The following is a 26,720-nucleotide window of genomic DNA, read 5'->3' on the forward strand; positions in this document are numbered from 1 at the left end:
GGGATCAGCTCTTCCTGAGTGCCAGCGCCAGGTCGTAGAGCGCGTTCTTGCTGGCGCCGCTGATCGCGGCGGCGAGCTTGGCCGCCTGTTTGACCGGCAGGCCATCGGCGAGCAGCAGCTTGAGCACCCGCTCGCCCTCGCTGTCGTCGCCGCCGGCTGGCGCGCCCGAAACGATCAGCACGAACTCGCCGCGCTGGCGGTTGCTGTCGGCCTTGAGCCAGTCGAGTGCTTCGGCGAGCGGGCCGCTGTGGATGCTCTCGAAGAGCTTGGTCAGTTCGCGCGCGATCACCAGCGTGCGCTCGCCGAGCAGTTCGGCGAGGTCGCCGACGGTGTCGAGCACCCGGTGCGGGGCTTCGTAAAAGACCAATGCTGCCGGCGTCGCGCGCAGGCTTTCGATGGCTTGCCGGCGCTGCCCGGCCTTGCTCGGCAGGAAGCCGTAGAACAGGAAATGTTCGTCACCGAGACCGGACGCCGATAGCGCGGTGGTCGCCGCGCACGGGCCGGGCAACGGCACCACCCGGCCGCCGGCCGCGCGCACCGCAGCGACGACGCGGGCGCCGGGGTCGGAGATGCCGGGGGTGCCGGCGTCGGAAATCAGCGCCACCGATTCGCCGGCCTGCAGCTTGTCGATGATCCGCTGTGCCGCTTCGTGCTCGTTGTGCTGGTGTGCCGGCAGCAGCCGCCCCGGGGCGCCCAGTTGCTTGAGCAGCGGGCCGCTGTGGCGGGTGTCCTCGGCGGCGATCCAGGGCACCGCGCGCAGCACCTCCTCGGCGCGGCGGGTGAGGTCGGCGAGGTTCCCCAGCGGGGTCGGGACGACATACAATGCGGGTGATTCCATTGTCATTAATTCCGGCGGTGCCACGGACAGCGGGGAGCGTCGGGGGCGGAGGCAAAATGCGAAGAAGCGGCAACGATACCACCGTCGCCAAGGGGCGCGAAGCCGAAACGGCGGCGGCCCGACTGCTGGAAAAAGCCGGTCTGCGCATCGTCGACCGTAATTTTCGCGTGCGCGGCGGCGAAATCGACCTGATCGCCCGCGACGGTGCCACGCTGGTTTTTGTCGAGGTGCGGGCGCGCAGCGGCAGCGGGTTTGGCGGCGCGGCGGCGAGCATCGATGCGGCCAAGCAACAGCGGCTGCTGCTTGCTGCGCGGCATTATCTCGCCCGTCACGGCGAGTGCGATTGCCGCTTCGATTGCCTGCTCTACGAAGCCGGCCACTGGCGCTGGCTGCGCGGCGCCTTCGCGGCCGATGGCTGAGGCGGCGATGGCAGAGGTGGCCTTCCTGATCCTGCGCTGCCCTTTGGCCGGCAGCCAATACCATGGATTGGCCGAAGTCGGGCTGCGGATGGCGCCGGGCGACTACCTGGAGTTGCAGCGCGAGCCGGAAAATCGCCACGATCCGGCGGCGATTCGCGTGCTTTGGCAGGGCCGGCAGATCGGCTATTTGCCGCGGGCGCTGAATCCGCCGCTGGCCGCTGCACTCGACGACGGAATCGCGCTGCATGCCCGTGTCACGGCCTTGCGTCTGGCGGCGACGCCGTGGGAACGGGTGGAACTCTCAGTCTATGCGCCGCTCTGAGGTAAAATCGACCTTCTTTTATTCACCCGCCAAGGGAAGCATTTCATGGATCTGATTGCCCGCGTTGCCGAGAATTTCGAGGATAGCGCCCGTACCAAGCTCGAAGCCGTCGACCTGCTTGCTGCTCCGGTTGCCGCCGCCATCGAGACCCTGACCCAAAGCCTGCTCAACGGCGGCAAGATCCTCGCCTGCGGCAACGGCGGCTCGGCCGCCGACGCGCAGCACTTTGCGGCCGAGCTGGTCGGCCGCTTTGAAGCCGAACGCGGTGAGCTGGCGGCGATTGCGTTGACCACCGACACTTCGATCCTGACTGCAGTCGCCAACGACTACGCTTTCAGCCAGATCTTTGCCCGCCAGGTGCGCGCCCTCGGCCATGCCGGCGACGTGCTGCTGGCGATCTCGACCTCGGGCAATTCCGGCAACGTGATCGAGGCGATCAACGCCGCCCACGAACACGAGATGCGGGTGATCGCGCTGACCGGCCGCGACGGCGGCCAGATCGGCGAACTGCTGCGCGACGACGACATCCACCTGTGCGTGCCGGCGCAACGCACCGCGCGCATCCAGGAAACCCACCTGCTGATCATTCACTGCCTGTGCGACGGGATCGACGCACTGCTGCTCGGAGTCGAGTAATGAACAAGCCCCGCCTGACCCTCGCCGCAACTGCGCTGGCGCTGACCCTGCCGCTGCTGCAGGGCTGTTTCCCGGCGATCGTCGCCGGCACCGCCGCTGGGGTGATGAGCGCCCACGACCGCCGCAGCACCGGCACCCAGGCTGATGACGAAAGCCTGGAGTGGAAGGCCGGCGAAGCCATCCCGGCCCGCTTCCGCAGCGCCGCGCACGTCAATGCCACCGCCTACAACCGGCGCCTGCTGCTGACCGGCGAGGTTGCCAGCGACGAGGCGCGGATGGAAATCGAAGCTGCCGTGCGCGCGGTGCAGGGCGTCCGCGAGGTGTTCAACGAATTGGTGGTGGCGGCGCCAAGCAGCCTGACCGTGCGCAGCCGCGACAGCTTCGTCACCTCCAAGGTCAAGGCCCGGCTGGTCGATTCGCAGAAGATTTCGGCCAACCACATCAAGGTGGTGACCGAGAACGGCTACACCTACCTGATGGGGGTGGTGACCGACTACGAAGCCAAGGTAGCGGTGCAGGTGGCGCGGACCACCGACGGCGTCAGGAAGGTGGTCAATGTGCTTGAGGTCCTGTCCGACGCCGAGATTCGCCGGCTGGACCTGGCCCCGGCCGGGGCGCAGCGCCCGGCACCGGTCGAAAGCCGTTAAACCCGGCGATTTTGCCGTTTTGCCACGGTCGACCGTGGCAAAACGGCATTTTTGCTTTCAGCGCTCGCGTTCGCCACGCGCGGCAAGGTAAATGCCGCCGAGCAACAGGCTGAAGCCGGCAAACTGCAGCGGACCGAAACCCTCGCCGAAAAAGACGTAAGCCATCAGCGCGCTGCCGACCGGTTCGCCGAGCGTGACCACCGCGATGAAGGTGGCTGAGACGTGGCGCAGCGACCAGTTGTAAGCGGTATGGCCAAGCAGTTGCGGCCCCAGCGCCATCCCGGCCATCGCCCACCAGGCGCCGCTGCTCAAGGTGTCGAAGCGGAGACCGGTCAACTGCACGGCGGCGAGCAGGAAGAGCGCGGCAACGCCATAGGCGATCCAGATATAGGCAGTCAGCGGCAAGCCGGCGCGCAGGCGGCGGCCGAGCAGCAGATAGGCGGAAAAACACCAGCTGCCGACCAGCGCCAGCGCATTGCCGAGCAGCGGCTGGCTGCCGGGGGCGGCGTTGGCGCTGTCGCTCCAGAAAATCAGCAGGCTGCCCAGCAGCGATAGCGCGATCCCGCCCTGCATGGCCCGGTTGGGCCGTTCGCCCCAGAAAAGCAGACCGGCGAGACCGATCCACAGCGGGTTGGTGGTGACCAGCGCGGTGCTGGAAGCCACCGAGGTGTATTCCAGCGAGCTGATCCAGGTCGCGAAGTGCAGCGCCAGGCAGCCGCCGGCCGCCAGTCCCAGCGCCAGTTGGCGGCGGCTCAGCTGGCGCAATGCGCTGCCGCCAAACCACAGCGCCAGCGGCGTCACCACCAGCGCCGCCAAGCCGAGGCGGACGCAGGCGACGAGCAGCGATGGCGCGCCTTCACCCTGGGCCAGCCTGGCCAGGATCGCACCGAAAGAAATCGCCGTCAGGCCGCAGCCGAGGACGACAAACGGCAGCCAGCGTGGTGGCGGCGCGCTCACCCGTGGCCGCCTTCGAGATAGGCGGCACGGACCTCGGGGCTGGCCAGTAACTCCTGACCGCTACCGGAAAGCACGATCTCGCCGTGTTGCAGCACGTAGCCCCGGTGGGCGACGCGCAGTGCGTGGTGGGCGTTCTGCTCGACCAGCAAGATGGTCATCCCGTGTTCGCGGTTGAGGTCGCGGATGATCTGGAAAATCCGCTTGATATACAGCGGCGCCAGCCCCAGCGACGGTTCGTCGAGCAGCAGCAGCTGCGGCCGGCTCATCAACGCGCGGGCAATCGCCAGCATTTGCTGTTCGCCGCCGGACAAGGTGCCGGCGCGTTGCAAGCGACGCTCGCCGAGGATCGGGAAGAGTTCGATCATGCGCGCGACGTCGGCCTCGAAGTTGGCCGGGTCGGCCAGCACCGCACCCATCTGCAGGTTTTCCAGCACGCTCATGCGCGGGAAGATCCGCCGCCCTTCCGGCACCAGCGCGATGCCGCGATGCGGCACCTGGTGCGTCGGCAGCGCCGTGATGTCCTCGCCGTCGAAAACGATGCGTCCGGCCGAAGCCCGTGGGGCGCCGAACAGCGTCATCATCAGCGTCGACTTGCCGGCCCCGTTGGCGCCGATCAGGGTCACGATCTCGCCGGCGGCGACTTCCAGGTCAATCCCGCGCAGGGCGTGGATATGTCCGTAATGGGCATGCACGCCCGAGAGTTTGAGCATCATGCCGCGACCTCCGTCTCTTCTTCGTCTTCGCCGAGGTAGGCCTTGATCACCTGCGGATCGTTCTGGATCTGCAGCGGTGTGCCTTCGGCGATCTTGCGCCCGTAGTTGATCACCGCGATATGGTCGGATACCTTCATCACCACACTCATGTCGTGTTCGATCAGCATGATCGCAATGCCGCGCTCGCGCGACAGGTGCAGCAGCAACTCGTTGAGCTCGGCCGACTCTTTGGGATTGAGGCCGGCTGCCGGCTCGTCGAGGCAGAGCAGGATCGGCTCGACGCACAAGGCGCGGGCAATCTCGATCCGCCGCTGGGTGCCGTAGGGCAGGGCACCGGCCGGGGTGTCGGCGAATTGCTGCAGGCCCAGGCGTTGCAGCCAGGTGGCGGCACGGCTGATCGCCGCCTCTTCGGCGCGACGGTAGCCGGGCAGCCCGAAGAGGCCGGCCAGCGAGAAACGCGAGGCCTGTTGCAGGCGGTTGTGCTGCGCGACGACCAGGTTTTCCAGCACCGTCATCTTGGGAAACAGGCGGATATTCTGGAAGGTACGGACCACCCCGGCGTCGCGGGCAACGCGGTGCGAGGGCAGGGTCTGCAGGTGGATTTCGCCATGCTGCGGGTGCTGCAGGCAGACATCGCCCTCGCTCGGGGTGTAAAAGCCGGTCAGGCAGTTGAATAAGGTGGTCTTGCCGGCGCCGTTGGGGCCGATGATCGCAGTAATCCGGTTGGCCGGAACTTGCAGCGACAGATTGTCGATGGCCGTCAGGCCGCCGAAGCGCATGCTCAACTTGCGCACGTCGAGCAGGGTGGGGGTGCGGGCATCAGTCACGGGCAGTCTCCTTGGCGCCAACACCGAGGCGCAGGGTCGGCTGGCGTGCGGCGAGCAGGCCGCCCGGCTTCCAGACCATGATCAGGATCATCGCCAGGCCAAAGGCGAGCATCCGGTATTCGGAAAAATTGCGCCCGAATTCGGGCAGCAGCACCAGCACCGAGGCCGCCAGGACGACGCCGAGCTGGCTGCCCATGCCGCCAAGCACGACAATCGCCAGAATGATCGCCGACTCGGTGAACACGAAGCTCTCCGGCGAGATGAAACCCTGGCGGGCGGCAAAGAAGACCCCGGCGAAGCCGCCCAGCATCGCGCCCAGCGCAAAGGCCGAAAGCTTGACGTTGGTGACGTTGATCCCGAGCGCCTTGCAGGCGATTTCGTCTTCGCGCAGCGCCTCCCAGGCACGGCCGACCGGCAGCTTGCGCAGGCGCAGCACGAGCAGGTTGGTGAGCAGGGCGAGGACCAGGATCAGGTAGTAAAGGAAGATGATCCGGTGCATCGGCGAAAACTCCAGCCCGAAAAAGCTGGCGAAGGTCTGGCTTTCCTCGTCGCCGCCGGCCTTGAACGGCAGGCCGAAAAAGCTCGGGCGGGGAATCGAGGCGATGCCGTTGGGGCCGCCCGACAATTCGGTCCAGTTCACCAGCACGATGCGGATGATTTCGCCGAAACCGAGGGTGACAATCGCCAGATAATCGCCACGCAGGCGCAAGGTCGGCCAGCCGAGCAGGATGCCGAAAGCAGCAGCGGCCAGTCCGGCGAGCGGCAGCGCCTCCCAGAAGCCCCAGCCGAACTGGGTAGCCAGGATCGCGTAGGTGTAGGCGCCGACGGCATAGAAGGCGACATAGCCGAGGTCGAGCAGGCCGGCGAGACCGACCACCACGTTCAGGCCCCAGCCGAGCATGACGTAGATCAGCACGGTGGTGGCGGTGTCGACCACGTAGCGGTCTTCGAGGAAGAACAGCGGCAGCACGACCGCGACCCCGAGCAGCAACCAGGCCAGCTTGCCCAGCCAGCCATGACGGTTGGTCGGCGCGCTCGCTGCCTGGTGGCGGCGTTTGGCCTGAACACGGTCAACGGCCCAGCGCAGGCAAAAACGCCCGAGCGCGCTGGCGACGACAAAGAGCAGCAATTCCGGCCAGCGGGTAAGCACGACCAGGGCGCCGCCCTGGTCCTGGGTGGTCAGGCCGATCAGCGGAATGCCGAGGATCAGGGCGACCAGCGCGGCGGCCCCGGCATCCTTGAGGCGTTCGGCCAGGCTGGGCGGATGGGCGATGGCAAAAGGAGCGGACATCAGACTTTCTCCACTTCTGGGCGGCCGAGCAGGCCGCTGGGGCGGAACATCAGGACCAGAATCAGGATGCCGAAGGTGGCCACATCCTTGTATTCAGCCCACAGATAGGCGCCCCAGAAGGCTTCGATCAGGCCGATGATCAGGCCGCCGAGCATCGCGCCAGGCAGCGAGCCGATGCCGCCGAGCACGGCAGCGGTGAAGGCCTTGATCCCGGCGACGAAGCCGATGAAAAAATCGACCACGCCGTAGTAGACCGTGACCATCACCCCGGCGACAGCGGCGAGCGCAGCGCCGAGCATGAAGGTCGAGGAAATCACGCGGTCGACGTTGATCCCGAGCAGCGCGGTCATCGTCCGGTCCTGCTCGCAGGCCCGCTGCTGGCGGCCGAAGGAGGTGCGGGTGATCAGCCAGGTAAAGGCCAGCATCAGGCCGACGGTGACGACGATGACCAGCAGCTGGGTCCAGGCCAGATGCACGGCATCGCCGCCGCTGCCGAACAGCGTGATGCCGCCTTCGATCACCGGCGGGATCGGTTTGACCCGGGCACCCTGGGTGACCTGCACCAGGTTTTGCAGGAAGATCGACATGCCGATGGCTGAAATCAGCGGCGCCAGGCGCGGCGCGCCGCGCAGCGGCCGGTAGGCGGTCCGTTCGACGGCCCAGCCGTAGGCGGTGGTGAAAAAGAGGGTGACCAGCAGCACGAAGAGCAGGGCCAGCGGCACCGACGAAACTCCGGCGGCTGCCAGCAGCGTGAACGCGGTGACGGCGATGAAGGCGCTGATCATGTAAATGTCGCCGTGGGCGAAATTGATCATCCCGATGATGCCGTACACCATCGTGTAGCCAATCGCGATCAGCCCGTACAGCGAGCCGAGTGTCAGCCCGTTGATCAGTTGTTGAAAAAAGAGGGTCATGCTTACTCCCGGAGCTACTCCCGGCGCCCCGCCCGGCGGGCAGGGCACACGGTGACGACGGTTACTGGGCTTCGTCCATCGACATCAGGCTGGCGTTGCCGCCGGCGGCCGTGGTGTCGATTGAGATCGTGCGTTCGCTGGCGAAGCGCAGCAGGTAGTGCGGGCCGCCGGCCTTGGGGCCGGTTCCGGACAGCCCTTCGCCGCCGAAAGGCTGGACCCCGACCACGGCACCGATGATGTTGCGATTGACGTAGGTGTTGCCGACGTGCAGACGCTCGGTGATGAAGGCGACGGTTTCGTCGATCCGGCTGTGGATGCCGAGGGTCAGGCCATAGCCGGTGGCGGCGATGCTGTCGCACAGTTCGCCGAGCCGGTCGGAGCGCCAGCGGACGACGTGCAGGATCGGCCCGAAGACTTCGCGCTGCAGGCGGCCGATGCTGTCGATTTCGTAAGCCTGCGGAGCAAAGAAACTGCCGTCGGGACAGTGGGCCGGCAGCGCACAGACGTGAATCTCGCGGGCGTCGGCAGCCAGGCTGCGGGCGTGCGCTTCGAGTCCGGCACAAGCTTCGGCGTCGATCACCGGGCCGACGTCGGTGCGGATGTCGCTCGGGTCGCCGATCACCAGTTCCTGCATCGCCCCCTTGAGCATCGCACAGACCTTGTCGGCGATGTCTTCCTGCACACAGAGGACGCGCAGTGCCGAGCAGCGTTGCCCGGCCGAGTTGAAGGCCGAGGCAACGACATCGCGCACCAGTTGCTCGGGCAGTGCCGAGGAGTCGGCAATCAGCGCGTTCTGGCCGCCGGTTTCGGCGATCAGCGGCACAATCGGGCCGTCCTTGGCGGCCAGCGCGCGGGCGATATGGCGGGCGACTTCGGTCGAGCCGGTGAAAGCCACGCCACCACAATGCGGGTCGGCCACCAGGGCCGCGCCGACGGCGCCGGCACCGGGGACGAAATGCAGCACATCGGCCGGAATCCCGGCTTCATGCAGCAGTTGCACCGCCAGGGCGCCGATCAAGGGCGTCTGCTCGGCCGGCTTGGCGACGACACAGTTGCCGGCGGCGAGCGCAGCGGCAATCTGGCCAACGAAGATCGCCAGCGGGAAGTTCCACGGGCTGATGCAGACGAAAACGCCGCGCCCGTGCAGGCTGAGGAGATTTTTCTCGCCGGTTGGGCCGGGCAGTTCCAGTGGCGCCGAGAAGCGGTTGCGGCCTTCCTTGGCGTAGTAATGGCAGAAGTCGATGGCTTCGCGGACTTCGGCAACGGCATCGCCCTGGGTGCGGCCACCTTCGCGGACGATCAGCGCAACCAGTTCAGGCATCCGCTCCTGTAGCAGGCGTCCGGCGCGGTCGAGCGCAGCGGCCCGGGTCGAAACCGGGGTCTTCTCCCAGCGGCGGTAAGCAGCGGCGGCCTGACGCATCGCTTCGGCGGCCTGCTCCGGGCTGGCGTCGACGCAGTGACCGAGCAGTTCAGCCCGGTTGGCCGGCGCGTACAGTGCCTGCTCCGGGCCGCTGAGGATGGCACCGCCCACCATGGGGGCAGCGCGATAGGTTTGCTGCCGGCTGGCGGCCAGGGCGGCGGCGAGGTCGTTGATGGTTTTCTGATCGAACATGTCCAGTCCTTCACTATTGGGGCGTTCGTCGCCAGCCGCGCGATACAGTTGAACGGGCAGCGGAATGCGTGGGTGGCGAAGGCCGGCGGGGCCGGCGGCAAAGGCAGCGACTTTTTCGCAGGGATCGACGAGCAGGTCGTCAATCGGCAGGTCGGCGTCGGCGATACGGTTTACAAACGACGAGTTGGCGCCGTTTTCAAGCAGGCGGCGAACCAGATAGGCGAGCAGGTCTTCGTGCGTACCGACCGGGGCATAGACCCGGCAGGCGATGTTCCAGCAGTCGGGGCCGACGATCTGGTCGTAGAGTTCTTCGCCCATGCCGTGCAGGCGCTGGTATTCCCAGTCGTGGCCGGCGCCGGATTCGGCGGCAATCTGGGCCACCGCCGCCAGGGTCTGGGCATTGTGGGTGGCAAAGGCCGGGTAGAAGGCTTCCCGGTCGGCCAGCAGGCGGCGGGCGCAGGCCAGATAGGAAACGTCGGTCGACTGCTTGCGGGTGAATACCGGGTAATCGCTCAGGCCGCGCTCTTGGGCCATCTTGATTTCGGCGTCCCAGTAGGCGCCCTTGACCAGACGTACCATCAGCCGGCGCTGGGCACGGCGGGCCAGGTCGGCGAGCCAGTCGAGGGTGGGCAGGGCGCGCTTCATGTACGCCTGGACGGCGAGTCCCAAGCCGTCCCAGCCGGCCAGTTCGGGGTCGAGCGCGAGGGCTTCGATCAGGTCGAGCGAGATTTCGAGGCGGTCGGCTTCTTCGGCGTCGATGGTGAAGCCGATGTTGTGCTGCTTGGCGAGCAGGGCCAGCTTCTTCACCGTCGGCAGCAGTTCGCGCAGCACCCGCTGGTGCTGGCTGGCCTCGTAGCGCGGATGCAGCGCCGAGAGCTTGACCGAAATCGACGGGGCTTCCAGTGGCGGCAGCCCGTTCGCGGCCTGACCGATGGCGGCGATGGCGCGGGCGTAAGATTCGTAATAGCGGAGCGCATCCTCGCTGGTGCGGGCGGCTTCGCCAAGCATGTCATAAGAGTGGCGGTAACCGTGCTTTTCGGCGCTGCGCGCGCGCTCCAGCGCCTCGCCGATGTTGCGGCCCATCACGAACTGCTTGCCGAGAATACGCATGGCGGTCAGCGTCGCCTGCCGGATCACCGGCTCGCCGATCCGGGAAACCAGCTTGCCGAGCGTGCCGCCGGGGTGCTTGTCTTCGTCGCCGAGGTTGATGATGCGGCCGGTCAGCATCAGGGCCCAGGTTGAGGCGTTGACGAACAGGCTGTGCGAGGCGCCGAGCTTTTCGGCCCATTCGGTGGCGCCGATCTTGTCCTTGATCAGGCGGTCGACGGTTTCTGCATCGGGAATCCGCAGCAGGGCTTCGGCCATGCACATCAGCACGATGCCTTCGCGCGACGAGAGGTCGTAAGTATTGAGAAAGGCGTCGATGCCGGTGGTCTTGTTGCGCTCGGCACGAACCCGGGCGACCAGGGGGCGGGCGCGTTCGAGAATCTGGTATTGCCCGGCCGGCGTGAAGCGGGCGAGGCGCAGCAGCTCCTGTACGACTTCGTCTTCATCGGCCCGGTGGCGGGCGCGAATGCGGGCACGCAGTGTGGCGCTGGATTGCAGTTCGGTCATGGTGTCACCTACGGTGATGGGCCGGGCCCTCTTGTGGATGGTCCGGCAAACCTCCGGCCGGCTGGGTGCGGCCAGCCGGAGGCGGAAGCGGGTTGGTTCGACGCTTACTTGGCGTAGTCGTACTTGCCGCCTTGCCACTTATAGACGGCAAAGCCTGGCGCCTTGTTGTCGCCCTTGGCGTCAAACGCCAGCTTGCCGATCACGGTGTCGAAGCTGCCCTTGGCCAGGGTTTTCTGCACATCCGCCTGCTTCGCGCTCTTGGCCTGGTTGGCGGCATCGGCAAACAGCTGCATCGCGGCGTAGGCGTACATTACGTAGCCTTCCGGCTCGACCTTGGCCTCGCGGAACTTCTTGACCACGGCCTCGGCCGCCGGGTTCTTGCGCGGATCGGGAGCGAAGGTGAAGTAGACGTTGTCGGCGGCAGCGCCGGCAGCGGTGATCAGTTCCGAGTTGGTCATCGTGTCGCCCCCGACAATCGCCAGCTTGAGGCCGGCTTGCTGGGCCTGGCGCAGGATCAGCGCAACTTCGGTGTGGTAACCGCCGTAGGCCAGGACTTCGACGCCGGCACCCTTGAGTTTGGTGATCAGCGCCGAGTAATCCTTCTCGCCGGCAGTGATCGATTCGCGCAGCGCGGGCTTGGCGCCCTTGCCATTCATCGCCTTGGCGATTTCGTCGGCAAGGCCCTTGCCGTAGGCCGACTTGTCGTCGACCACGGCAACCTTCTTGCCCTTGAACTGGTCGGCGATGAAGCTGCCGGCGACCAGGCCCTGTTGATCGTCGCGGCCCATGATGCGGAACAGGTTCTTGAGGCCGCGCTCGGTCACTTGCGGGTTGGTCGATACCGTTGCCATCGGGATGCCGGCTTCGGCATAGACGTCGGAGGCCGGGATGGTCGAGCTGGAGCACCAGTGGCCGTGCATGAAGACGATCTTCTTGTTGACCATGGTGTTGGCGACCGAAACCGCCTGCTTGGGGTCGCAGGCATCGTCGCCGACTTCGAGCACCAGCTTCTGACCGAGCACGCCGCCCTTGGCGTTGATGTCGGCGACCGCCATTTCGGCGCCCTTGCGGATCTGGTCACCGGCCGAGGCGTATTGCCCGGTCATCGGACCGGCAATGGCAACCTTGAGGTCAGCGTGGGCAACGCTGGCAAAAGCGGCGAGGGAAAAGGCCGCAGCCAGGGTGTGGATGGTTTTGTTCATGGATTTTCTCCAATGGTTAGTGATCGCGATGATCTTTGAGGTATTTCACCAGCGACGTGCCCGCATCGAGTACATGGGCACGCGTGAGTTCGGCGGCCGCCCGGCCGTCGCGGCGGGCAAAGGCAGCGACAATGGCACGGTGTTCGGCCTGGGTTTTGGGCATTTCCGGGGTCATCGCCAGCAAGGCGCGAACATAGCGTTCGACCTTGTCGTACAAAGCCCGGATTTCCGCCATCAGGATCGGGCGGCCGGCATCGGCGTACAGCGCCGAATGCAACTGCCAGTTGAGTTCGCCCCAATGGCGGGCTTCGGTGGCCTGGCCGAGGGCATCAAGCGCCGCATTGGCGGCCGCCAGATTGGCCTCGCTGATGCGCGGTGCCGCCAGTTCGGCGGCGCGCGCCTCAAGCATGGCGCGGATATCGAGGTATTCCATGATTTCCTCGCTCGACAGCGAGGCCACCAAGGCGCCGCGATTGCGGATGAAGGTCACCAGCCCCTCGGCTTCCAGCCGCTTCAAGGCTTCGCGCACTGGAATCTTGCTTACCGCAAACCGGGCAGCGATTTCGTCCTGGCGCAGGATTTCGCCGACCGGCAGCACCCCGTCGACAATCGCGTCACGCAGGGTCTCGGCAATCCGGTCGGAGACTGACAGGCGTTCAAGCGGAGGAATATTGAGCAGGTCCAACGAGGTCGTCATGGGCGTGGAGTCTTGGTATTTCGTAGATCGTATACGATTTATATTATTGCTGTTTTCTCAGGAAATCAATTCACTTATTTGCAATGCTGGTTAATGGGGCTTGCTTGCGCAGGGGGGGGCGGATGCCGGTGTTGTATCCGAGGCTTCCAGTGAACCGCATGGAGGGATGCGCCGCAAGCGGGGTAATCCCTGAGGCGGCCGAGTGCAGTCAGCGATCCGGCTGTGCTCCGGCCCGGGGGCGGATCAATATGCTCGATGCGGCTGAATAGGTCGTGACCAGGATGGCGGGCGGTTGAGGGGGGGCTGCGAGCCAGCCAAACCGAATCTGATTGGCGAGGGAGAAGAGGGACCCTGCTGTTGTGCTTCGAGCAGGTGTCATCCGGTCGAGCATTGCAGGGCAGATGGTTTTCGCAGTCCAGTCAGCGGCGGCAGTGGTGGAATGAAAAATCCCCGTGCGACCTCAGGGGCGGACGGGGAGTGGGCGGGCCCGGGGGGCGTAAGCGACCCCGGGTGGCAGGGCAGGGGCTTACAGCACCGCCAGCGCGGCGGCGTAGTTCGGTTCGTTCTTGATTTCGCCGACCAGTTCGCTGTGCAGTACGACGTTGTTTGCGTCGAGCACGACCACGGCGCGAGCGCTGACGCCGGCGAGCGGGCCGGCGGCGATGGCGACGCCGTAGTTTTCGAGGAATTCACGACCGCGCATGGTCGACAGCGTGACCACGTTGGCCAGGCCTTCGGCGCCGCAGAAACGGGCCTGGGCGAAAGGCAGGTCAGCCGAGATGCAGAGCACGACAGTGTTGGGCAGAGCGCTGGCCTGGGCGTTGAACTGGCGGACCGAGGTGGCGCAGGTCGGGGTGTCGATGCTCGGGAAGATGTTGAGGATCTTGCGCTGGCCGGCGTAGTTGGCCAGCGTGACGTCGGCAAGATCCTTGCCGACCAGCGAGAAGGCGGGGGCGCTTTCGCCCGGTTGCGGGAAATGGCCGTTGACGGGGATGGCGTTGCCGCCGAGGGTGACGCTTTGGCTCATGCTGGGCTCCAAAAAATGAAATTAACGGGCAGCGGGGCTGCCGACCGGGGCTCAGACGCTGGCGGAGTTGGCAAGTTCCGTTTGTTTGTCATTAAGGAAGCCTGGTCGCGCCGGTTATCCGGCCAACTGCGGCGCTTGGCAGGTAGCGGAACAGACAAATCACGGTCGACGCGGAAAAAGGCCATTTTTGCCCCGGCCCGGCGTCGACCGTGAACATCGCCTAAACCGCCCGTAGCGGAAAGACTTTGCGTCCGCCGGCCGGGGCGGCGGCGAACTCGCACAGCGCGCAATCGACGTGCTTGCCCTTGCTCTTGCCGGCCTGGCGCTTGGGGCAGTGCTTGCACGGCGGATCGCTACGACAGCATTTCTTGGCCATGTGGTTTCCTCGGCGGATGGGTTCCGGCACGCGGGCAGCGTCCCCGATGGGCGCTGCCCGCTGGTTGCCGCTTAGTCGAGACCGAGCGCCTTCGCGACCCCGGCGCCGTAGGCCGGGTCGGCTTGGCGGCAGTGCTCGATGTGGCGGCGCTTGATCGCTTCCGGCGCATCGCCCATGGCGCGGGCGGTGTTCTCAAACAGGCGCTGCTGCTCGTCCGCCGCCATCAGGCGGAAGAGATCGCCGGCCTGCGAGAAGTAGTCCGTGTCCTCGCGGTGGTTCCAGTGATCGGCCATGCCGGCAAGCGACAGCGGCGGCTCGCGGTAATCCGGCTGCTCTTGCCACTGGCCCTCGCTGTTCGGCTCATAGCCGATGCGCGCGCCGTGGTTGCCGTCGATGCGCATCGCGCCGTCGCGGTGGTAGCTGTGGAAGGGGCACTTCGGGGCATTCACCGGGATCTGGTGGTGATTGACGCCGAGCCGGTAGCGCTGCGCATCGCCGTAGGAGAACAGCCGCGCCTGCAACATCTTGTCCGGCGAAAAGGAAATGCCGGGGACGACGGCGGCCGGGTTGAAGGCCGACTGCTCGACTTCGGCAAAGAAGTTCTCCGGGTTGCGGTTCAGCTCCATCACCCCGACCTCGATCAAGGGGTAGTCCTTGTGCGGCCAGACCTTGGTCAGATCGAAGGGGTTGTACGGCACCTTCGCCGCGTCATCCTCGGGCATCACCTGGACGTAAAGCGTCCATTTCGGGAAATCGCCGTGATCAATCGCGTCGAGCAGGTCGCGCTGGTGCGATTCGCGGTCGCGGCCGATGATTTCGGTGGCTTCGGCATCGGTCAGGTTCTTGATTCCCTGCTGGGTGCGGAAATGGAACTTGACCCAGTAACGCTCGTTGGTGGCGTTGATGAAGCTGAAGGTGTGCGAGCCGAAGCCGTGCATGTGGCGGTAGCTGGCCGGGATGCCGCGGTCGGACATGACGATGGTGATCTGATGCAAGGCTTCCGGCAGCGAGGTCCAGAAGTCCCAGTTGTTCTTGGCCGAACGCAGATTGGTGCGCGGGTCGCGCTTGACCGCGTGGTTGAGGTCGGGGAACTTCAACGGGTCGCGCAGGAAGAACACCGGGGTGTTGTTGCCGACCAGATCCCAGTTACCTTCCTCGGTATAGAACTTGACCGCGAAGCCGCGAATGTCGCGCTCGGCATCGGCCGCGCCACGCTCGCCGGCGACGGTGGTGAAGCGGGCGAAGAGTTCGGTCTGCTTGCCAATCTGGCTGAAAATCTTGGCGCGGGTATAGCGGGTAATGTCCTGCGTCACGGTAAACGTGCCGTAAGCGCCGGAACCCTTGGCGTGCATGCGCCGCTCGGGGATCACCTCGCGGTCGAAGTGGGCGAGCTTTTCGAGCAGCCACACGTCCTGCAACAGCACCGGGCCGCGCGGGCCGGCGGTCATCGTGTTCTGGTTATCAACAACCGGCGCGCCGGCCGCAGTAGTGAGTTTCTTGCCTTGCATGGTTCTCTCCTTGAATGAGGTTGCGCTCGCAACGCTTAAAAATTGTCCGGCAACGCCGCCAGCACCGAGAAATAGGAATCCCAGGCCAGGTCGTCAAACCAGCGGTCAATAAAGCGCGAAATCATGGCGGGCCTCCTTGCTGAGCAGCGGTCGAACTGACCGGATGAATGCAGTCTAGGATTCGGTGGTTTATTTATCCAATCAATTGAATAAATAAACCGGATTTGAATTAGCTATGGCTGATGTCGCGGCAGGAGTTCCGGGTAGGGGCCTTGAATTCTCTTCCTCGAGGGAGATCGACTGTGGTTCGGGAGGTAGTTCTTCCTGCTCGTCGGGTTGCACGAGTCGAGGTCTTCGAACAGACAGGTTTTCAGTCGCCCGTTGCCGCGCTATTGTGCTGACAGCATGCACTGTCGGGCTCCGGACCTGATTCCACAAAATGGGCAGAGGCATCGGTTTACGATGATGGTCGTCAGGCTAGAATTTGCCTGGCACGGGAGGAAACATGTCAATCAAGCACTGTTCGAGGAAAACCGGGGACGGCTGGCCGGTGTGCGTCCTGTTCCTGCTGGTTTGGCTGCTGGTGCCGCTTGATGCTGCGCGGGCGGCGCCGGCGGGGCCGATCCTGATTGCCCATGTCGCCCCGACGACCGGCCGTTTTGCTTTACATGCCGAGGCGGATCGGCGCGGCGCCGAAATGGCGATCGAGGATTTCAACCGCAACGGCGGCGTGCTGGGGCGTGAGGTCGTGCTGATTTCACGTAATCCGGGGATGGATGGCAAGCAGGCCGCTCAGGTAGCCGAAGAGTTGATCGTCCGTAACCGGGTCGGCTTTATGGTCGGCGCGATTGCCTCGAACGTCGCGGCCAGCATGTCGGCGGTGGCGCAGAAATACGGCGTTATCTATATCAACACCAATTCCTCCGCGCCCTCGGAGTCGGTCGAGAACGCTCACCGCAGCAAGTTTGTCTTCGATGCCAGCGGCGCCAATTTCAATCGGGCCTTGCTCAAATATGCGCTGAAAGATCGCAAGACCAGGCGGGTCCTGCAGCTGACCGAGGACAACGAAGCCGGGCGCAGTAACGCAGCGGCGATGCGGACCTACATCGCCGAATTCGGGGGCGAAGTGGTGGGTGAGGTTGTTGCCCCGGAGAACCTTGCCGATCCGGTCGAGGTGCTGCGCAAGGTGGCGGCGATTCCGGCCGATGTCGTCACCTTGGTGATCAGCGGCGATAATCAGATCAAGCTGTTTTCGCAGATCGATCCCAAGGTTCTTGAGCAGCAAGCATGGATTGTTGGTGAGGTCGATTGGGAGGAGCTTTATCCGGCACCGGGAACGCCGCGTCCGCTGTTCGGGACGACCTGGGCCTGGAATCTCGATACCGCCGGAACCCGTGAATTTGTCGACCGCTACCGCAAGCGTTATGGCCATACCCGACTCCCCTGGCCCGGTGACGTGACGCATGCGGCTTATCTGGCAACCCGCGCGTTGCTGGCTGCCATCAGCAAGGCGGGGACAACCGATAGCCACGCAGTGATCCTGCAACTAGAACAGTACAAGGCAACGGCAACCGAGCGGATGCAGCACGATGCAGCCTGGATGGATCCGGTCAGCCACCATCTCCAGCAAACCGTCTATATCGCACGTTGGCGGCCGAGTGCGACGCAGCCGGAGCGTGGAATCGAAATTCTTGGCCGGGTCAGCCCCGAGCAGGCGCGTTACGAACCCGAAAAAAACACCCGTCTTGAGCCTCTGGCCGAGACTCCGCGATATATTCCCTGAGTCATGTTCAAGAAACCCGGCCTGATCGGCCGCATTGCACTGCTTGTCGTTTGCGTCGAAATCTTTGTCTTCGGTGCGCTGGGCAGCTTTTATGTCAGCCGCTTCAGCAATACGCTCGATCAACACCTGACCTCGGGAATCCGCAACGTCGGCCGGATGCTGGCGCAGGAAAGCCTTCCGATCAGTTCCCTGGGGGAAAAAAGCCTGATCTCCGACCTGGTGGGAGCCCCCTACCTCGATGGGTTAGTAATCGGCGGCAACGGTCGGGTCATCGTTGCGACCGATAGCTCTATCCTCGGCCAGGCGGCATCGAGCCTACTCGGTATTGATCCGGCCTGGCTCAATGCCGCTGCGTCCGACGAGCAATGGATCGTCGAAGATTCGCGTCTGACCAGCGTGCAGCATTTGCACGGCGGCAGCATTTCTCCTCTCTATATTGCGATCATCCGGGTCAGTACTGCTCCGATTGAGGCCCGCAAGCAGTCGATCATCCTCTGGGGTTTGCTCGGCTCGCTGCTTTTCGTCGCGCTCAGTTCGGCCGTGCTGATCGTGGTCGCCCAGCGCTTTATCGGCCAACGTGTCGATACCTCGCTGAAGGTTCTCAAGCAGGTCGAGTCCGGAGCCTTCGACGTGCAGATCACCGATCCCGCAGCCGATGAACTTGGGCAGTTGCAGGAGGGGATCAATTCGATGATCGTCAGGGTCGGGACCCTGATCCGGCAGCAGCAGGACGACGCCAAGGAAATGCGCGAACAGAAGGATTTACTGCAGTCGATCATCGACCATGCACCGATCCGCGTTTTCTGGAAGGACTGCGAGCTGCGCTATCGCGGGTGCAATAATCTTTTTGCACGCGATGCCAGCTTTTCGCGGCCGGAACAGTTGATCGGCAAGACCGACTTCGACATGGTCTGGCGCAACGAGGCGGAAAAATATCGCAGCGATGACCGGGCTGTGATGGAATCTGGCGTTGCCAAACTCAACTTTGAAGAACCGCAGTCGTCGGCCAATGGGCTAATCTGGCTGAGTACCTCGAAGGTACCTTTGCGCGATGCCAATGGGCAGATTTTCGGGGTCCTCGGCATCTATCAGGATGTGACCGAGCGAAAGCATGGCGAGGACGAACTGGTTGCCTATCGCGATCACCTTGAGTCCTTGGTCAAGGCGCGTACGCTTGAATTGGCGTCGGCCAAAGAGGCTGCCGAAGCTGCAAATGTCGCCAAGAGTGCCTTTTTGGCCAACATCAGTCACGAAATCCGGACCCCGCTCAACGCCATCACCGGCATGGCATATCTACTCCGCCGTAGCGGCGTCGATGCCCGGCAGGCCGATAAACTGGACAAGATCGAAGCCGCCGGCAATCACCTGCTCGAAATCATCAATGCCGTGCTTGACCTCTCGAAGATCGAGGCCAGCAAATTCTCGCTGGCCGAAGAACCTTTCTCCGTCGCCGAGATGGTCGACAACGTTGCCGGCATGGTCGGCGTCAAGGCCAAGGAAAAAGGGCTGGTCCTGAGCGTTGCCGCCGAGCCGCTGCCTGCCCGGTTGCTGGGCGACCGTACGCGCTTGCAGCAGGCCTTGCTCAACTATCTGTCGAATGCCGTCAAATTTACCCGGAGCGGCGGCATTGGACTGCGCGCACGTGTCGTCGAGGAGACCGCCGAGAACGTCCTGCTGCGCTTCGAGGTCAGCGACTCGGGGCCGGGGATCGCACCCGAAGCCTTGCCCCGGCTGTTCTCGGATTTCGAGCAGGCCGACAACTCGATTGCGCGCAAATATGGCGGCACCGGGCTGGGCCTGGCGATTACCCGGAAGATCGCATTGTTGATGGAGGGCGATGCCGGCGTCGATACGGAGTTGGGCAAGGGCAGTACTTTCTGGCTGAACGTTCGCCTGAAGAAATGCGATTCCGATACCGGTCTCGTTGCCGATGACGATTATGTGACCAGCGATATCGAGCTTGCATTGCGGCGCGAATTTGCCGGTGTGCGCATCCTGCTTGCCGAGGATGAGCCGATCAACCGGGAGGTAACCTTGTCGCTGCTCGACGATGTCGGCCTGGTCTGCGATATCGCCGAAGACGGGGTTGAGGCCCTGAAGCTTGCCACCGAGCGGCAATACGCGCTGATCCTGATGGACATGCAGATGCCGAACATGGATGGGCTGGAGGCAGCACAGCGGATTCGCCGGCTTTCCGAAATACGGCGGTTGCCGATTCTGGCGATGACTGCCAACGCCTTTGCCGAAGACCGCGCGCGCTGCCTGGCGGCAGGGATGGATGATTTCATCGCCAAGCCGGTCAGTCCGGAGCGTCTATTTGCAGCCTTGTTGCAATGGCTCAGGGCTGGTTGTGCAGAGGCTGGCGCCGCCACCGTCCGCTGACGGACCGGTGCCTCCTGCCTTGTCCAATGAAAAAACCGCCGGTTTGCCGGCGGTTTCTCTGCTCCTGAAAGCGAGCTAGCTTAGCCCAGTCGCTGCCGTGCCCGGCCAATCGCGGCCTTGACCTGTTCCGGGGCGGTGCCGCCGATGTGGTTGCGGGAAGCAAGGGAGCCGGCCACGGTCAACACGGCAAAAACGTCGTTTTCCACCTGCGGGCAGAAGGCCTTGAGTTCGTCCAGGCTGAGTTGCGGCAGGTCGACGCCCTTGGCTTCGGCGGCCTTGACCGCGTGGCCGACGGCTTCGTGCGCGTCGCGGAAGGGCAGGCCCTTCTTGACCAGGTAGTCGGCGAGGTCGGTGGCGGTGGCGAAGCCCTGGGTCAGCGCGGCCTGCATGTTCTCGGCGCGGACGGTGATGCCGCCGGCCATGTCGGCAAAGATGCGCAGGGTGTCGGTGACGGTGTCGACGGCGTCGAACAGCGGCTCTTTATCTTCCTGGTTGTCCTTGTTGTAGGCCAGCGGTTGCGACTTCATCAGGGTCAGCAGGCTGAGCAGCTGGCCGTAGACGCGGCCGGTCTTGCCACGCGCCAGTTCCGGCACGTCCGGGTTCTTCTTCTGCGGCATGATCGACGAGCCGGTGCAGAAGCGGTCGGCGATCTGGATGAAGCCGATGCGCGGGCTCATCCACATCACCAGTTCTTCCGACAGGCGGCTGATGTGCATCATCAGCAGCGCGCAGGCAGCAGTGAATTCGATGGCGAAGTCGCGGTCGGAGACGGCGTCGAGCGAATTTTCGCAGACGGCTTCAAAGCCGAGTTCCTGGGCGACGAATTCGCGGTCAATCGGGTAGGTGGTGCCGGCCAGCGCGGCCGAGCCGAGCGGCAGGCGGTTGGTGCGCTTCCTGGCATCGGCAAAACGCTCGGCGTCGCGGCCGAACATTTCGAAGTAAGCGAGCATGTGGTGGCCGAAGGTGACCGGCTGCGCGACCTGCAGGTGGGTGAAACCGGGCATCGGGGTCGCCGCTTCCTTTTCGGCGAGGTCGACCAGCGCGCTGCGGAATTGCTTGAGCAGCACCTGGATGTCGTCGATGGCGTCGCGCAGGTAGAGGCGGATGTCGGTCGCGACCTGGTCGTTGCGCGAGCGGCCGGTGTGCAGGCGCTTGCCGGCGTCGCCGACCAGTGCGGTGAGGCGCTTTTCGACGTTGAGGTGCACGTCTTCGAGGTCAATCGACCATTCGAGCTGGCCGGATTCGATTTCCTGCGCCACCTGCGCCATGCCGCGTTCGATGTCGGCCAGATCCTGGGCGCTGATGATGCCCTGCTTGGCGAGCATCTTGGCGTGCGCCAGCGAGCCGCGAATGTCCTGCCGCCACATCCGCTGGTCGAAATCGACCGAGGCGGTGTAGCGCTTGACGAGGTCGGATACCGGTTCGGAGAAACGGCCGGCCCAGGTGTATTGATTGGCGTTGGAGGTCATGAGGTGCTCTAGAATTCGGCAATCGGTCAGAAATCAGTTAATCACGGCCGCCGAGCGCGCTGGCCCGGACTGGAAGTGGAGGGCAAGCGGGGCGCGGCCAGGACGACAGGAAAAATGTCCAGCGAACCTGCAAGTATACGGCACTTTCCGGCGGCTCACCCGCTCCCGGACTGGCGCAATCTCGGCGTCCTGCTGCGCACCCTGCTCGGGATCAACGCGGCTGCGCTGCTCTGGGCGCTGGCGCAGGTCGGTAGCGGTGCCGGCGGGAGTAGTGCGGGGGCGGCGCAACCCTGGCTGACGGCCTGGGCTGCCCGCTATCTGGAACTGGCGGTGGGGGTCGAGCCGCATCTATTCCTGCTCGGGCTGCTGCTGGCGCTGGCTCGGGATGGGCTATGGCGCCTGCCGCTGCGTCTGGCGCAGGGCCTGGTAACGTTGCTTGCCGGTGGCCTGGCGCTTGGGCTGAGTGCCCTGGGGGCGGCGCTGGGGATCGGTGATGGCGGGCTGGCCCCGGTCTTTCTGCTGGCAATGGCGGCCTGGGCCTTGCTGCTCGGCTATTTTGACCTGCGTGCCCGCGCCCACTCGCCAGTACTGGCCGAAGCCCGGCTGGCGGCGCTGAATGCGCGCATCCGGCCGCACTTCCTGTTCAATTCGCTGAATGCAGTACTGTCCTTGATTCGCGCCCGGCCGCAGCAGGCCGAAAATGCGCTGGAATCGCTCGCTGACCTGTTCCGCGCCGCGCTGCGCGACCCCGGCGAACTGGTTCGGCTGGGTGACGAGATCGAGCTCGGGCGGCAGTACCTGGAACTGGAAAAACTGCGTCTCGGCGAGCGGCTCACAGTCGAATGGCAAATCGGCGATATTTCGCCGGCCACGCCGATCCCGCCGCTGATGCTGCAGCCCCTGCTGGAAAATGCGGTCTATCACGGTATCGAACCTTCGCCCGCTGGGGGCTGCATCCGCATCGCGATTGGCTATTCGCATCCCGGCGACCGGCGCGAATTCCGCCTCAGCATCGGCAATCCCCTGCCGCCGGTTGCCGGTGGCCGGGCAACCCACGCCGCCGGCAACCGTATCGCGCTCGACAATATCCGCGAACGCCTGCGCCTGTACTACGATCTCGAAGCCCGCCTGAAGATTGAAAGCCAACCCGAGTACTACCAAGTCAATATCGTGCTGCCATGTCCGCCCCCGTGCCCCTGAATCTGCTGCTGGTCGATGACGAGGCGCCGGCCCGCGAACGCCTGCGCTTGCTGCTTGGTGATATGGCCGGCCAATTGCCCAATCGCGTCGTCGGCGAGGCCGCCAATGGTCGTGAGGCGCTGGCCTGGCTGAATGCATGCGCGGCAACTGGCGAAACGGTCGATGGTGTACTCGCCGACATCCGCATGCCGGGCATGGACGGGATCGAACTGGCCAGCCATCTGGCCTTGCTGCCGCAGCCGCCGGCAGTGATCTTCACCACCGCCTACGATAATTATGCGGTTCAGGCCTTCGATCTGGCGGCCGTCGATTACCTGTTGAAGCCGGTGCGCGCCCAGCGTTTGCTGACTGCCCTGCAGAAGCTGCCGGCACGGCTGGCGCCGACGGAATTGCGGCAATTGGCGGCAACGCTCGGCCAGAACTGGCGCGGCGGTGGACGCAGTCACCTGTCCTGCCATGAACGCGGACGGCTGCTGTTGATCCCGGTCGATGAAATTCTTTACCTGCGTGCCGAACAAAAATACGTGACCGCGCGCACCCTCGAACGTGACTATCTGCTCGACGAATCGCTGGCCCAGCTGGAGGCCGAATTCGTCGAGCGCTTCCTGCGTCTGCACCGGGCGGTGCTGGTCGCGCCCGGCGCCGTCGCCGGTTTCGAAAAGGCCGCCGGCGACGATGCCGAAGCCTACGGCTGGGCCTTGCTGCGCGGGGTGCCCGAGAAGCTGCCGGTCAGCCGCCGGCTATGGTCGGCGGTGCGGCAGGCGCTGGCCTAAGCGTTGCGCTCAGGACGTTCTTGAAGGGTTTTGTGGGCTTTTGAGTCAGCTGCTGGCTGCGTTTTCCTTGTTCTGTTAATGCCATTGGATTTATTCTTATGGAATTGCCTGGGTTTGCCATCGGCCCTTCATCGCCGTGTCGCAATCCGTCGGCAGGATGGTCGTGGGCAAACTTGGAGAACCAGCATGGGAAATCAGCAAAACAACGCTTGCAGCGCCTGCGCCGGCGAGGACGTGGTCCTGGAGAACGTCTCGCGCGAGTTGGCCTTGATGCGCTTCCTGCAGTTGCAGCAATGCGGTGATCAGCCGCTGATGTGCGAAGTGCTGCCGAACCGCTACACGGTCTGCCGCGGGCACCTGGGCTGCCATGTTTCGCCGTCGCCCGTAGCGGTCTTGCCGCGGTTTGCTTGCGCCTGAAACCGGCCGGACGCCAGCGGATTTTTGCGGTTGCCCACGGTCGACCGTGAAAAACACCGAAATTCGCCGTCTTCAGCCCGCTGGCGCGGAAAAGCTGAGCCCACCGGCGCCCGACGAGGGGCCGTGGCTGGGACTGCCGGGAACGCTGTCGGGCCGGTCCCAGTAGGGTTCCTCGCCGAAGCGCCGGAGCAGGTAGTCGATGAAAGCCCGGATCTTCGGCGGCAGGTGCCGGTTGGGCCAGTGCACGGCGTAAAGAAAGCGTTCGACCGGGACGTAGCCGGGCAAGACCTCGATCAGCCGCCCAGCCTGCAATTCGCGGCCGATGATGAAGGTCGGCAGCAAGGCCAGCCCGAGGCCGCCGACCACCGCCTGCGACAGAGCTTCGTCGTCGTTGATCCGCAGCGAACCGGAGACCGGGATCGCGATGTCGCCGTCCGGCCCCTTCAGGCGCCACTGTCCCTGCGTGCTCATGTGCGTGTAGTCGAGGCAGTTGTGGCTGCGCAGGTCTTCCGGGCGCTGCGGCAGGCCGTGCCGGGCCAGGTAGTCGGGGCTGGCGCAGATCTTCCGCCGGATCGGCGCGAGACGGCGGGCGACCAGGTGATCGTCGGGGGCGGCGGTGATGCGCAGCGCCAGGTCGTAACCTTCGTCGACCAGGTCGACCAGGCGGTCGTTGATCGTCATGTCGACGTTCAATTCCGGGTATTGCGCCATGAAACCGGGCAGGGCCGGGGCCACGTGCAGCGTCCCGAAGGCAACCGAGGCGCTGATCTTGAGCGTGCCGCGCGGCGCCTGGTGCAGCCGGTGCACGGTGTTGTCGGCGAGTGCGAGCTCTTCGAGGATGCGTTCGCAATGCTCGAAATAAGCCTCGCCGACCTCGGTTAGTCCGAGTCGGCGGGTGCTGCGATGCAGCAGGCGGACGCCGAGCGCCGCTTCGAGCCGGGCAACCGCCTTGCTGACCCGCGACTTGGACTGGCCGAGGCGTACCGCCGCACCGGAAAAACTCCTGGCCTTGACCACCTGGGCAAAGATCAGCATGTCGTTGATATCGTGCATCGCCGCTTTCTATTGTTTCCTTGATGGAAACAGTTTGATTCGAACTCGCCAGCTTATCAAGCGCCGGCTCTTTCCCTAAGATGGACGACATGCTACCCGCCAAGATCACGGCAAGTGGCTGTTTTTTGCGATTTGAATTATTTTTTTGAGGAAAAATAGGCCGATACATGTTGGAGCCGAGCATCATTGTCAGCGATGTTGACTACGTTCGTTTGATGGCGCTGCCCTCGCCGCCGGAGCTGCGGGCCGAGTTGGAACGCGCAATTGTTGTTCCTTTGGAATCAATGAACCCGGCGATTGTCGGCATGCACTCGCTGGTCCTGTACCGCGACGAGGCCAGCGAGCAATTGCGCGAAGTCGAGGTGGTTTACCCCGACGAAGCTGATCCGGCGAGCGGCAGGGTCTCGGTTTTCGCCCCGGTCGGCGCCGCGCTGATCGGCCTGACCATCGGTGAAAGCATCGACTGGGACTTTCCCGACGGCAGCGTGCGCCGCTTGTGCGTACTGGCGGTCAAGCCGCCGCCGGCACCGCCCGCCGCCCTTCCGGCCCACTAGGTTTCCCCCCCCCTCGGCAGAACCCCGGCTTCCATTTCGGAAGCCGGGGATGGCGCACCGGAAATCCCTGTTTGTCATTTTCTATCCACGTTTGAGGGAGATACTGCCGTGCGCTATTCATCGTTTGACGGGTTCATGACCCATGTCGCGTCCCGTAATCCAGACCAGCCGGAATTCCTGCAGGCGGTCGCCGAGGTCATCGAAAGTCTGTGGCCTTTCATCCAGGCGCATCCCCGCTATGCCGAACACGGGCTCCTCGACCGCCTGGTCGAACCGGAGCGGGCGCTCAGCTTCCGCGTTGCCTGGGTCGACGACCAGGGCGAAGTGCGGGTCAATCGCGGCTACCGCATCCAGCATTCGTCGGCGATCGGGCCGTACAAGGGCGGCATCCGCTTCCATCCCTCGGTCAACCTCTCGATCCTGAAGTTTCTCGCCTTCGAGCAGACCTTCAAGAACGCGCTGACCACCCTGCCGATGGGCGGCGGCAAGGGCGGCTCCGATTTCGATCCGAAAGGCCGCAGTCCCGGCGAAGTGATGCGTTTCTGCCAGGCTTTCGTCAGCGAACTGTTCCGCCACATCGGCAGCGATACCGACGTGCCGGCCGGCGATATAGGCGTCGGCGGGCGCGAAGTCGGGTTCATGGCGGGGATGATGAAAAAGCTGTCGAACCGTGCCGATTGCGTGTTCACCGGCAAGGGCCTGAGCTTCGGCGGCTCGCTGATCCGCCCTGAAGCGACCGGTTACGGCACGGTCTATTTCGCCGAGGAAATGCTGCACCGCAGCGGCCGCTCCTTCGCCGGGATGCGCGTCGCCGTGTCGGGTTCCGGCAACGTCGCGCAATACGCCGTCGAGAAGGCGCTGCATCTGGGTGCCAAAGTGGTCACCGTTTCCGACTCCAGCGGCACGGTTTACGACGAGGAAGGCTTCACCCCGGAAAAGCTGGCCGAGCTGATGGAGGTCAAGAACCATCTCTACGGCAGGGTCGACGAGTACGCGCAGCGCGTGCCCGGCGTCTATTTCATGCCCGGCCAGCGGCCGTGGAGCATCCCGGTCGATATCGCCTTGCCCTGCGCGACCCAGAACGAGCTCGACGCCGGCGATGCCAAGACCCTGGTCGACAACGGCGTGCTCTGCGTCGCCGAGGGCGCCAACATGCCGTCGACGGCGGGGGCGGTCGGGGTATTCGAGCAGTCGGGCGTGCTCTATGCGCCGGGCAAGGCGAGCAATGCCGGCGGCGTCGCGACCTCGGGGCTGGAAATGAGCCAGAACGCGATGCGCCTGGCCTGGCCGCGCGAAGAGGTCGATGCGCGCCTGCTCGGGATCATGCGCGGCATCCACGACGCCTGCGTGCTGCACGGCCGGCGCGCCGACGGCAGCATCAGCTATGTCAACGGCGCCAACATCGCCGGCTTCGTCAAGGTTGCCGACGCGATGCTGGCGCAGGGCGTGATTTAAACCCGCTGCGGCTTTTTGGCGCTTTTTCACGGTC

The 26,720-nt window shown here is 64.7% G+C and carries 25 protein-coding genes; 11 read left to right on the plus strand and 14 right to left on the minus strand.

The genetic code is table 11. The features are described 5' to 3' along the window. Positions 1-4 precede the first annotated feature (4 nt). The gene (rsmI, locus tag VX159_RS02535) at positions 5-844 is read right to left on the minus strand and encodes a 16S rRNA (cytidine(1402)-2'-O)-methyltransferase (RefSeq protein ID WP_371324422.1); all 840 of its coding nucleotides are present in this window, start codon (positions 842-844) and stop codon (positions 5-7) included. Positions 845-894: 50 nt separating this feature from the next. Here rsmI and VX159_RS02540 point away from each other — a divergent pair, with 50 nt between their 5' ends. Genes VX159_RS02540 through VX159_RS02555 form a run of 4 tightly spaced genes read left to right on the plus strand, consistent with a single transcriptional unit; the run spans position 895 to position 2,862 of the window. After that, positions 895-1,257: a YraN family protein gene (locus VX159_RS02540; RefSeq protein WP_371324423.1), complete on the plus strand. Its 363-nt coding sequence runs from the start codon at positions 895-897 to the stop codon at positions 1,255-1,257. Between the two features lie 7 nt (positions 1,258-1,264). Then, positions 1,265-1,579 (plus strand): HIRAN domain-containing protein, encoded by a 315-nt coding sequence (locus tag VX159_RS02545; RefSeq protein WP_371324424.1) that lies wholly within the window; start codon positions 1,265-1,267, stop codon positions 1,577-1,579. Between the two features lie 45 nt (positions 1,580-1,624). Next, entirely contained in the window at positions 1,625-2,215 is a 591-nt protein-coding gene (locus tag VX159_RS02550) for a phosphoheptose isomerase (RefSeq protein WP_290894398.1), read from the plus strand. Then, on the plus strand, positions 2,215-2,862 hold the full coding sequence (locus VX159_RS02555) for a BON domain-containing protein (protein ID WP_371324425.1): 648 nt from the start codon (positions 2,215-2,217) through the stop codon (positions 2,860-2,862). Before VX159_RS02550 ends, VX159_RS02555 begins: the two co-directional genes overlap by 1 nt. 57 nt (positions 2,863-2,919) lie before the next feature. Here the strand turns inward: VX159_RS02555 and VX159_RS02560 are convergent, their stop codons facing one another. From VX159_RS02560 to VX159_RS02610, 11 genes are all read right to left on the minus strand, one after another. After that, positions 2,920-3,819, minus strand: coding sequence for a DMT family transporter (locus VX159_RS02560; RefSeq protein WP_371324426.1), 900 nt, complete (start codon positions 3,817-3,819; stop codon positions 2,920-2,922). Next, a complete protein-coding gene (locus VX159_RS02565; RefSeq protein WP_371325482.1) occupies positions 3,816-4,529 on the minus strand; it encodes an ABC transporter ATP-binding protein in 714 nt (237 codons plus the stop codon). The genes VX159_RS02560 and VX159_RS02565 overlap by 4 nt, the downstream gene beginning before the upstream one ends. After that, positions 4,529-5,311 (minus strand): ABC transporter ATP-binding protein, encoded by a 783-nt coding sequence (locus tag VX159_RS02570; protein ID WP_371325483.1) that lies wholly within the window; start codon positions 5,309-5,311, stop codon positions 4,529-4,531. Before VX159_RS02570 ends, VX159_RS02565 begins: the two co-directional genes overlap by 1 nt. 40 nt (positions 5,312-5,351) lie before the next feature. Next, positions 5,352-6,650, minus strand: a complete 1,299-nt coding sequence (gene livM, locus VX159_RS02575) for a high-affinity branched-chain amino acid ABC transporter permease LivM (RefSeq protein WP_371324427.1) — start codon at positions 6,648-6,650, stop codon at positions 5,352-5,354. Next, a complete protein-coding gene (locus VX159_RS02580; protein ID WP_371324428.1) occupies positions 6,650-7,564 on the minus strand; it encodes a branched-chain amino acid ABC transporter permease LivH in 915 nt (304 codons plus the stop codon). Before VX159_RS02580 ends, livM begins: the two co-directional genes overlap by 1 nt. Before the next feature lie 61 nt (positions 7,565-7,625). After that, positions 7,626-10,790 (minus strand): bifunctional proline dehydrogenase/L-glutamate gamma-semialdehyde dehydrogenase PutA, encoded by a 3,165-nt coding sequence (gene putA, locus VX159_RS02585; RefSeq protein ID WP_371324429.1) that lies wholly within the window; start codon positions 10,788-10,790, stop codon positions 7,626-7,628. Positions 10,791-10,894: 104 nt separating this feature from the next. Further along, positions 10,895-11,992 (minus strand): branched-chain amino acid ABC transporter substrate-binding protein, encoded by a 1,098-nt coding sequence (locus VX159_RS02590; protein ID WP_371324430.1) that lies wholly within the window; start codon positions 11,990-11,992, stop codon positions 10,895-10,897. A 16-nt stretch (positions 11,993-12,008) separates the two neighbouring features. Then, a complete protein-coding gene (locus VX159_RS02595; protein ID WP_371324431.1) occupies positions 12,009-12,689 on the minus strand; it encodes a GntR family transcriptional regulator in 681 nt (226 codons plus the stop codon). Positions 12,690-13,215: 526 nt separating this feature from the next. Next, positions 13,216-13,716: a thiol peroxidase gene (tpx, locus tag VX159_RS02600; protein WP_371324432.1), complete on the minus strand. Its 501-nt coding sequence runs from the start codon at positions 13,714-13,716 to the stop codon at positions 13,216-13,218. Positions 13,717-13,936: 220 nt separating this feature from the next. Next, positions 13,937-14,092, minus strand: coding sequence for a hypothetical protein (locus tag VX159_RS02605; RefSeq protein WP_371324433.1), 156 nt, complete (start codon positions 14,090-14,092; stop codon positions 13,937-13,939). 71 nt (positions 14,093-14,163) lie between these two features. Further along, a complete protein-coding gene (locus VX159_RS02610; protein ID WP_371324434.1) occupies positions 14,164-15,600 on the minus strand; it encodes a catalase in 1,437 nt (478 codons plus the stop codon). Positions 15,601-16,105: 505 nt separating this feature from the next. Between VX159_RS02610 and VX159_RS02615 the strand changes: the two genes are divergently transcribed. Next, positions 16,106-17,383: an ABC transporter substrate-binding protein gene (locus tag VX159_RS02615; protein WP_371324435.1), complete on the plus strand. Its 1,278-nt coding sequence runs from the start codon at positions 16,106-16,108 to the stop codon at positions 17,381-17,383. A gap of 3 nt (positions 17,384-17,386) precedes the next feature. Continuing rightward, a complete protein-coding gene (locus VX159_RS02620) occupies positions 17,387-19,765 on the plus strand; it encodes a response regulator (protein ID WP_371324436.1) in 2,379 nt (792 codons plus the stop codon). 80 nt (positions 19,766-19,845) lie between these two features. On the opposite strand, the gene argH is transcribed toward VX159_RS02620, so the two are convergent. Next, positions 19,846-21,234 (minus strand): argininosuccinate lyase, encoded by a 1,389-nt coding sequence (gene argH, locus VX159_RS02625; RefSeq protein WP_371324437.1) that lies wholly within the window; start codon positions 21,232-21,234, stop codon positions 19,846-19,848. A gap of 114 nt (positions 21,235-21,348) precedes the next feature. Here argH and VX159_RS02630 point away from each other — a divergent pair, with 114 nt between their 5' ends. From VX159_RS02630 to VX159_RS02640, 3 genes are all read left to right on the plus strand, one after another. Then, positions 21,349-22,434, plus strand: coding sequence for a sensor histidine kinase (locus VX159_RS02630; protein WP_371324438.1), 1,086 nt, complete (start codon positions 21,349-21,351; stop codon positions 22,432-22,434). Further along, positions 22,413-23,207: a LytR/AlgR family response regulator transcription factor gene (locus VX159_RS02635; RefSeq protein WP_371324439.1), complete on the plus strand. Its 795-nt coding sequence runs from the start codon at positions 22,413-22,415 to the stop codon at positions 23,205-23,207. The genes VX159_RS02630 and VX159_RS02635 overlap by 22 nt, the downstream gene beginning before the upstream one ends. 186 nt (positions 23,208-23,393) lie before the next feature. Further along, positions 23,394-23,624, plus strand: coding sequence for a hypothetical protein (locus VX159_RS02640; RefSeq protein ID WP_371324440.1), 231 nt, complete (start codon positions 23,394-23,396; stop codon positions 23,622-23,624). A gap of 72 nt (positions 23,625-23,696) precedes the next feature. Here VX159_RS02640 and VX159_RS02645 read toward each other — a convergent pair whose 3' ends face one another. Further along, positions 23,697-24,677 (minus strand): LysR family transcriptional regulator, encoded by a 981-nt coding sequence (locus tag VX159_RS02645; RefSeq protein WP_371324441.1) that lies wholly within the window; start codon positions 24,675-24,677, stop codon positions 23,697-23,699. Between the two features lie 167 nt (positions 24,678-24,844). Between VX159_RS02645 and rnk the strand changes: the two genes are divergently transcribed. Then, positions 24,845-25,231, plus strand: a complete 387-nt coding sequence (rnk, locus tag VX159_RS02650; RefSeq protein ID WP_371324442.1) for a nucleoside diphosphate kinase regulator — start codon at positions 24,845-24,847, stop codon at positions 25,229-25,231. 108 nt (positions 25,232-25,339) lie between these two features. Continuing rightward, the gene (gene gdhA / locus VX159_RS02655; protein ID WP_371324443.1) at positions 25,340-26,686 is read left to right on the plus strand and encodes an NADP-specific glutamate dehydrogenase; all 1,347 of its coding nucleotides are present in this window, start codon (positions 25,340-25,342) and stop codon (positions 26,684-26,686) included. The last annotated feature ends 34 nt before the right edge of the window (positions 26,687-26,720 follow it).

Origin of the sequence: Dechloromonas sp. ZY10 (assembly GCF_041378895.1) — a bacterium.
Classification (GTDB): Bacteria; Pseudomonadota; Gammaproteobacteria; order Burkholderiales; family Rhodocyclaceae; genus Azonexus; species Azonexus aquae.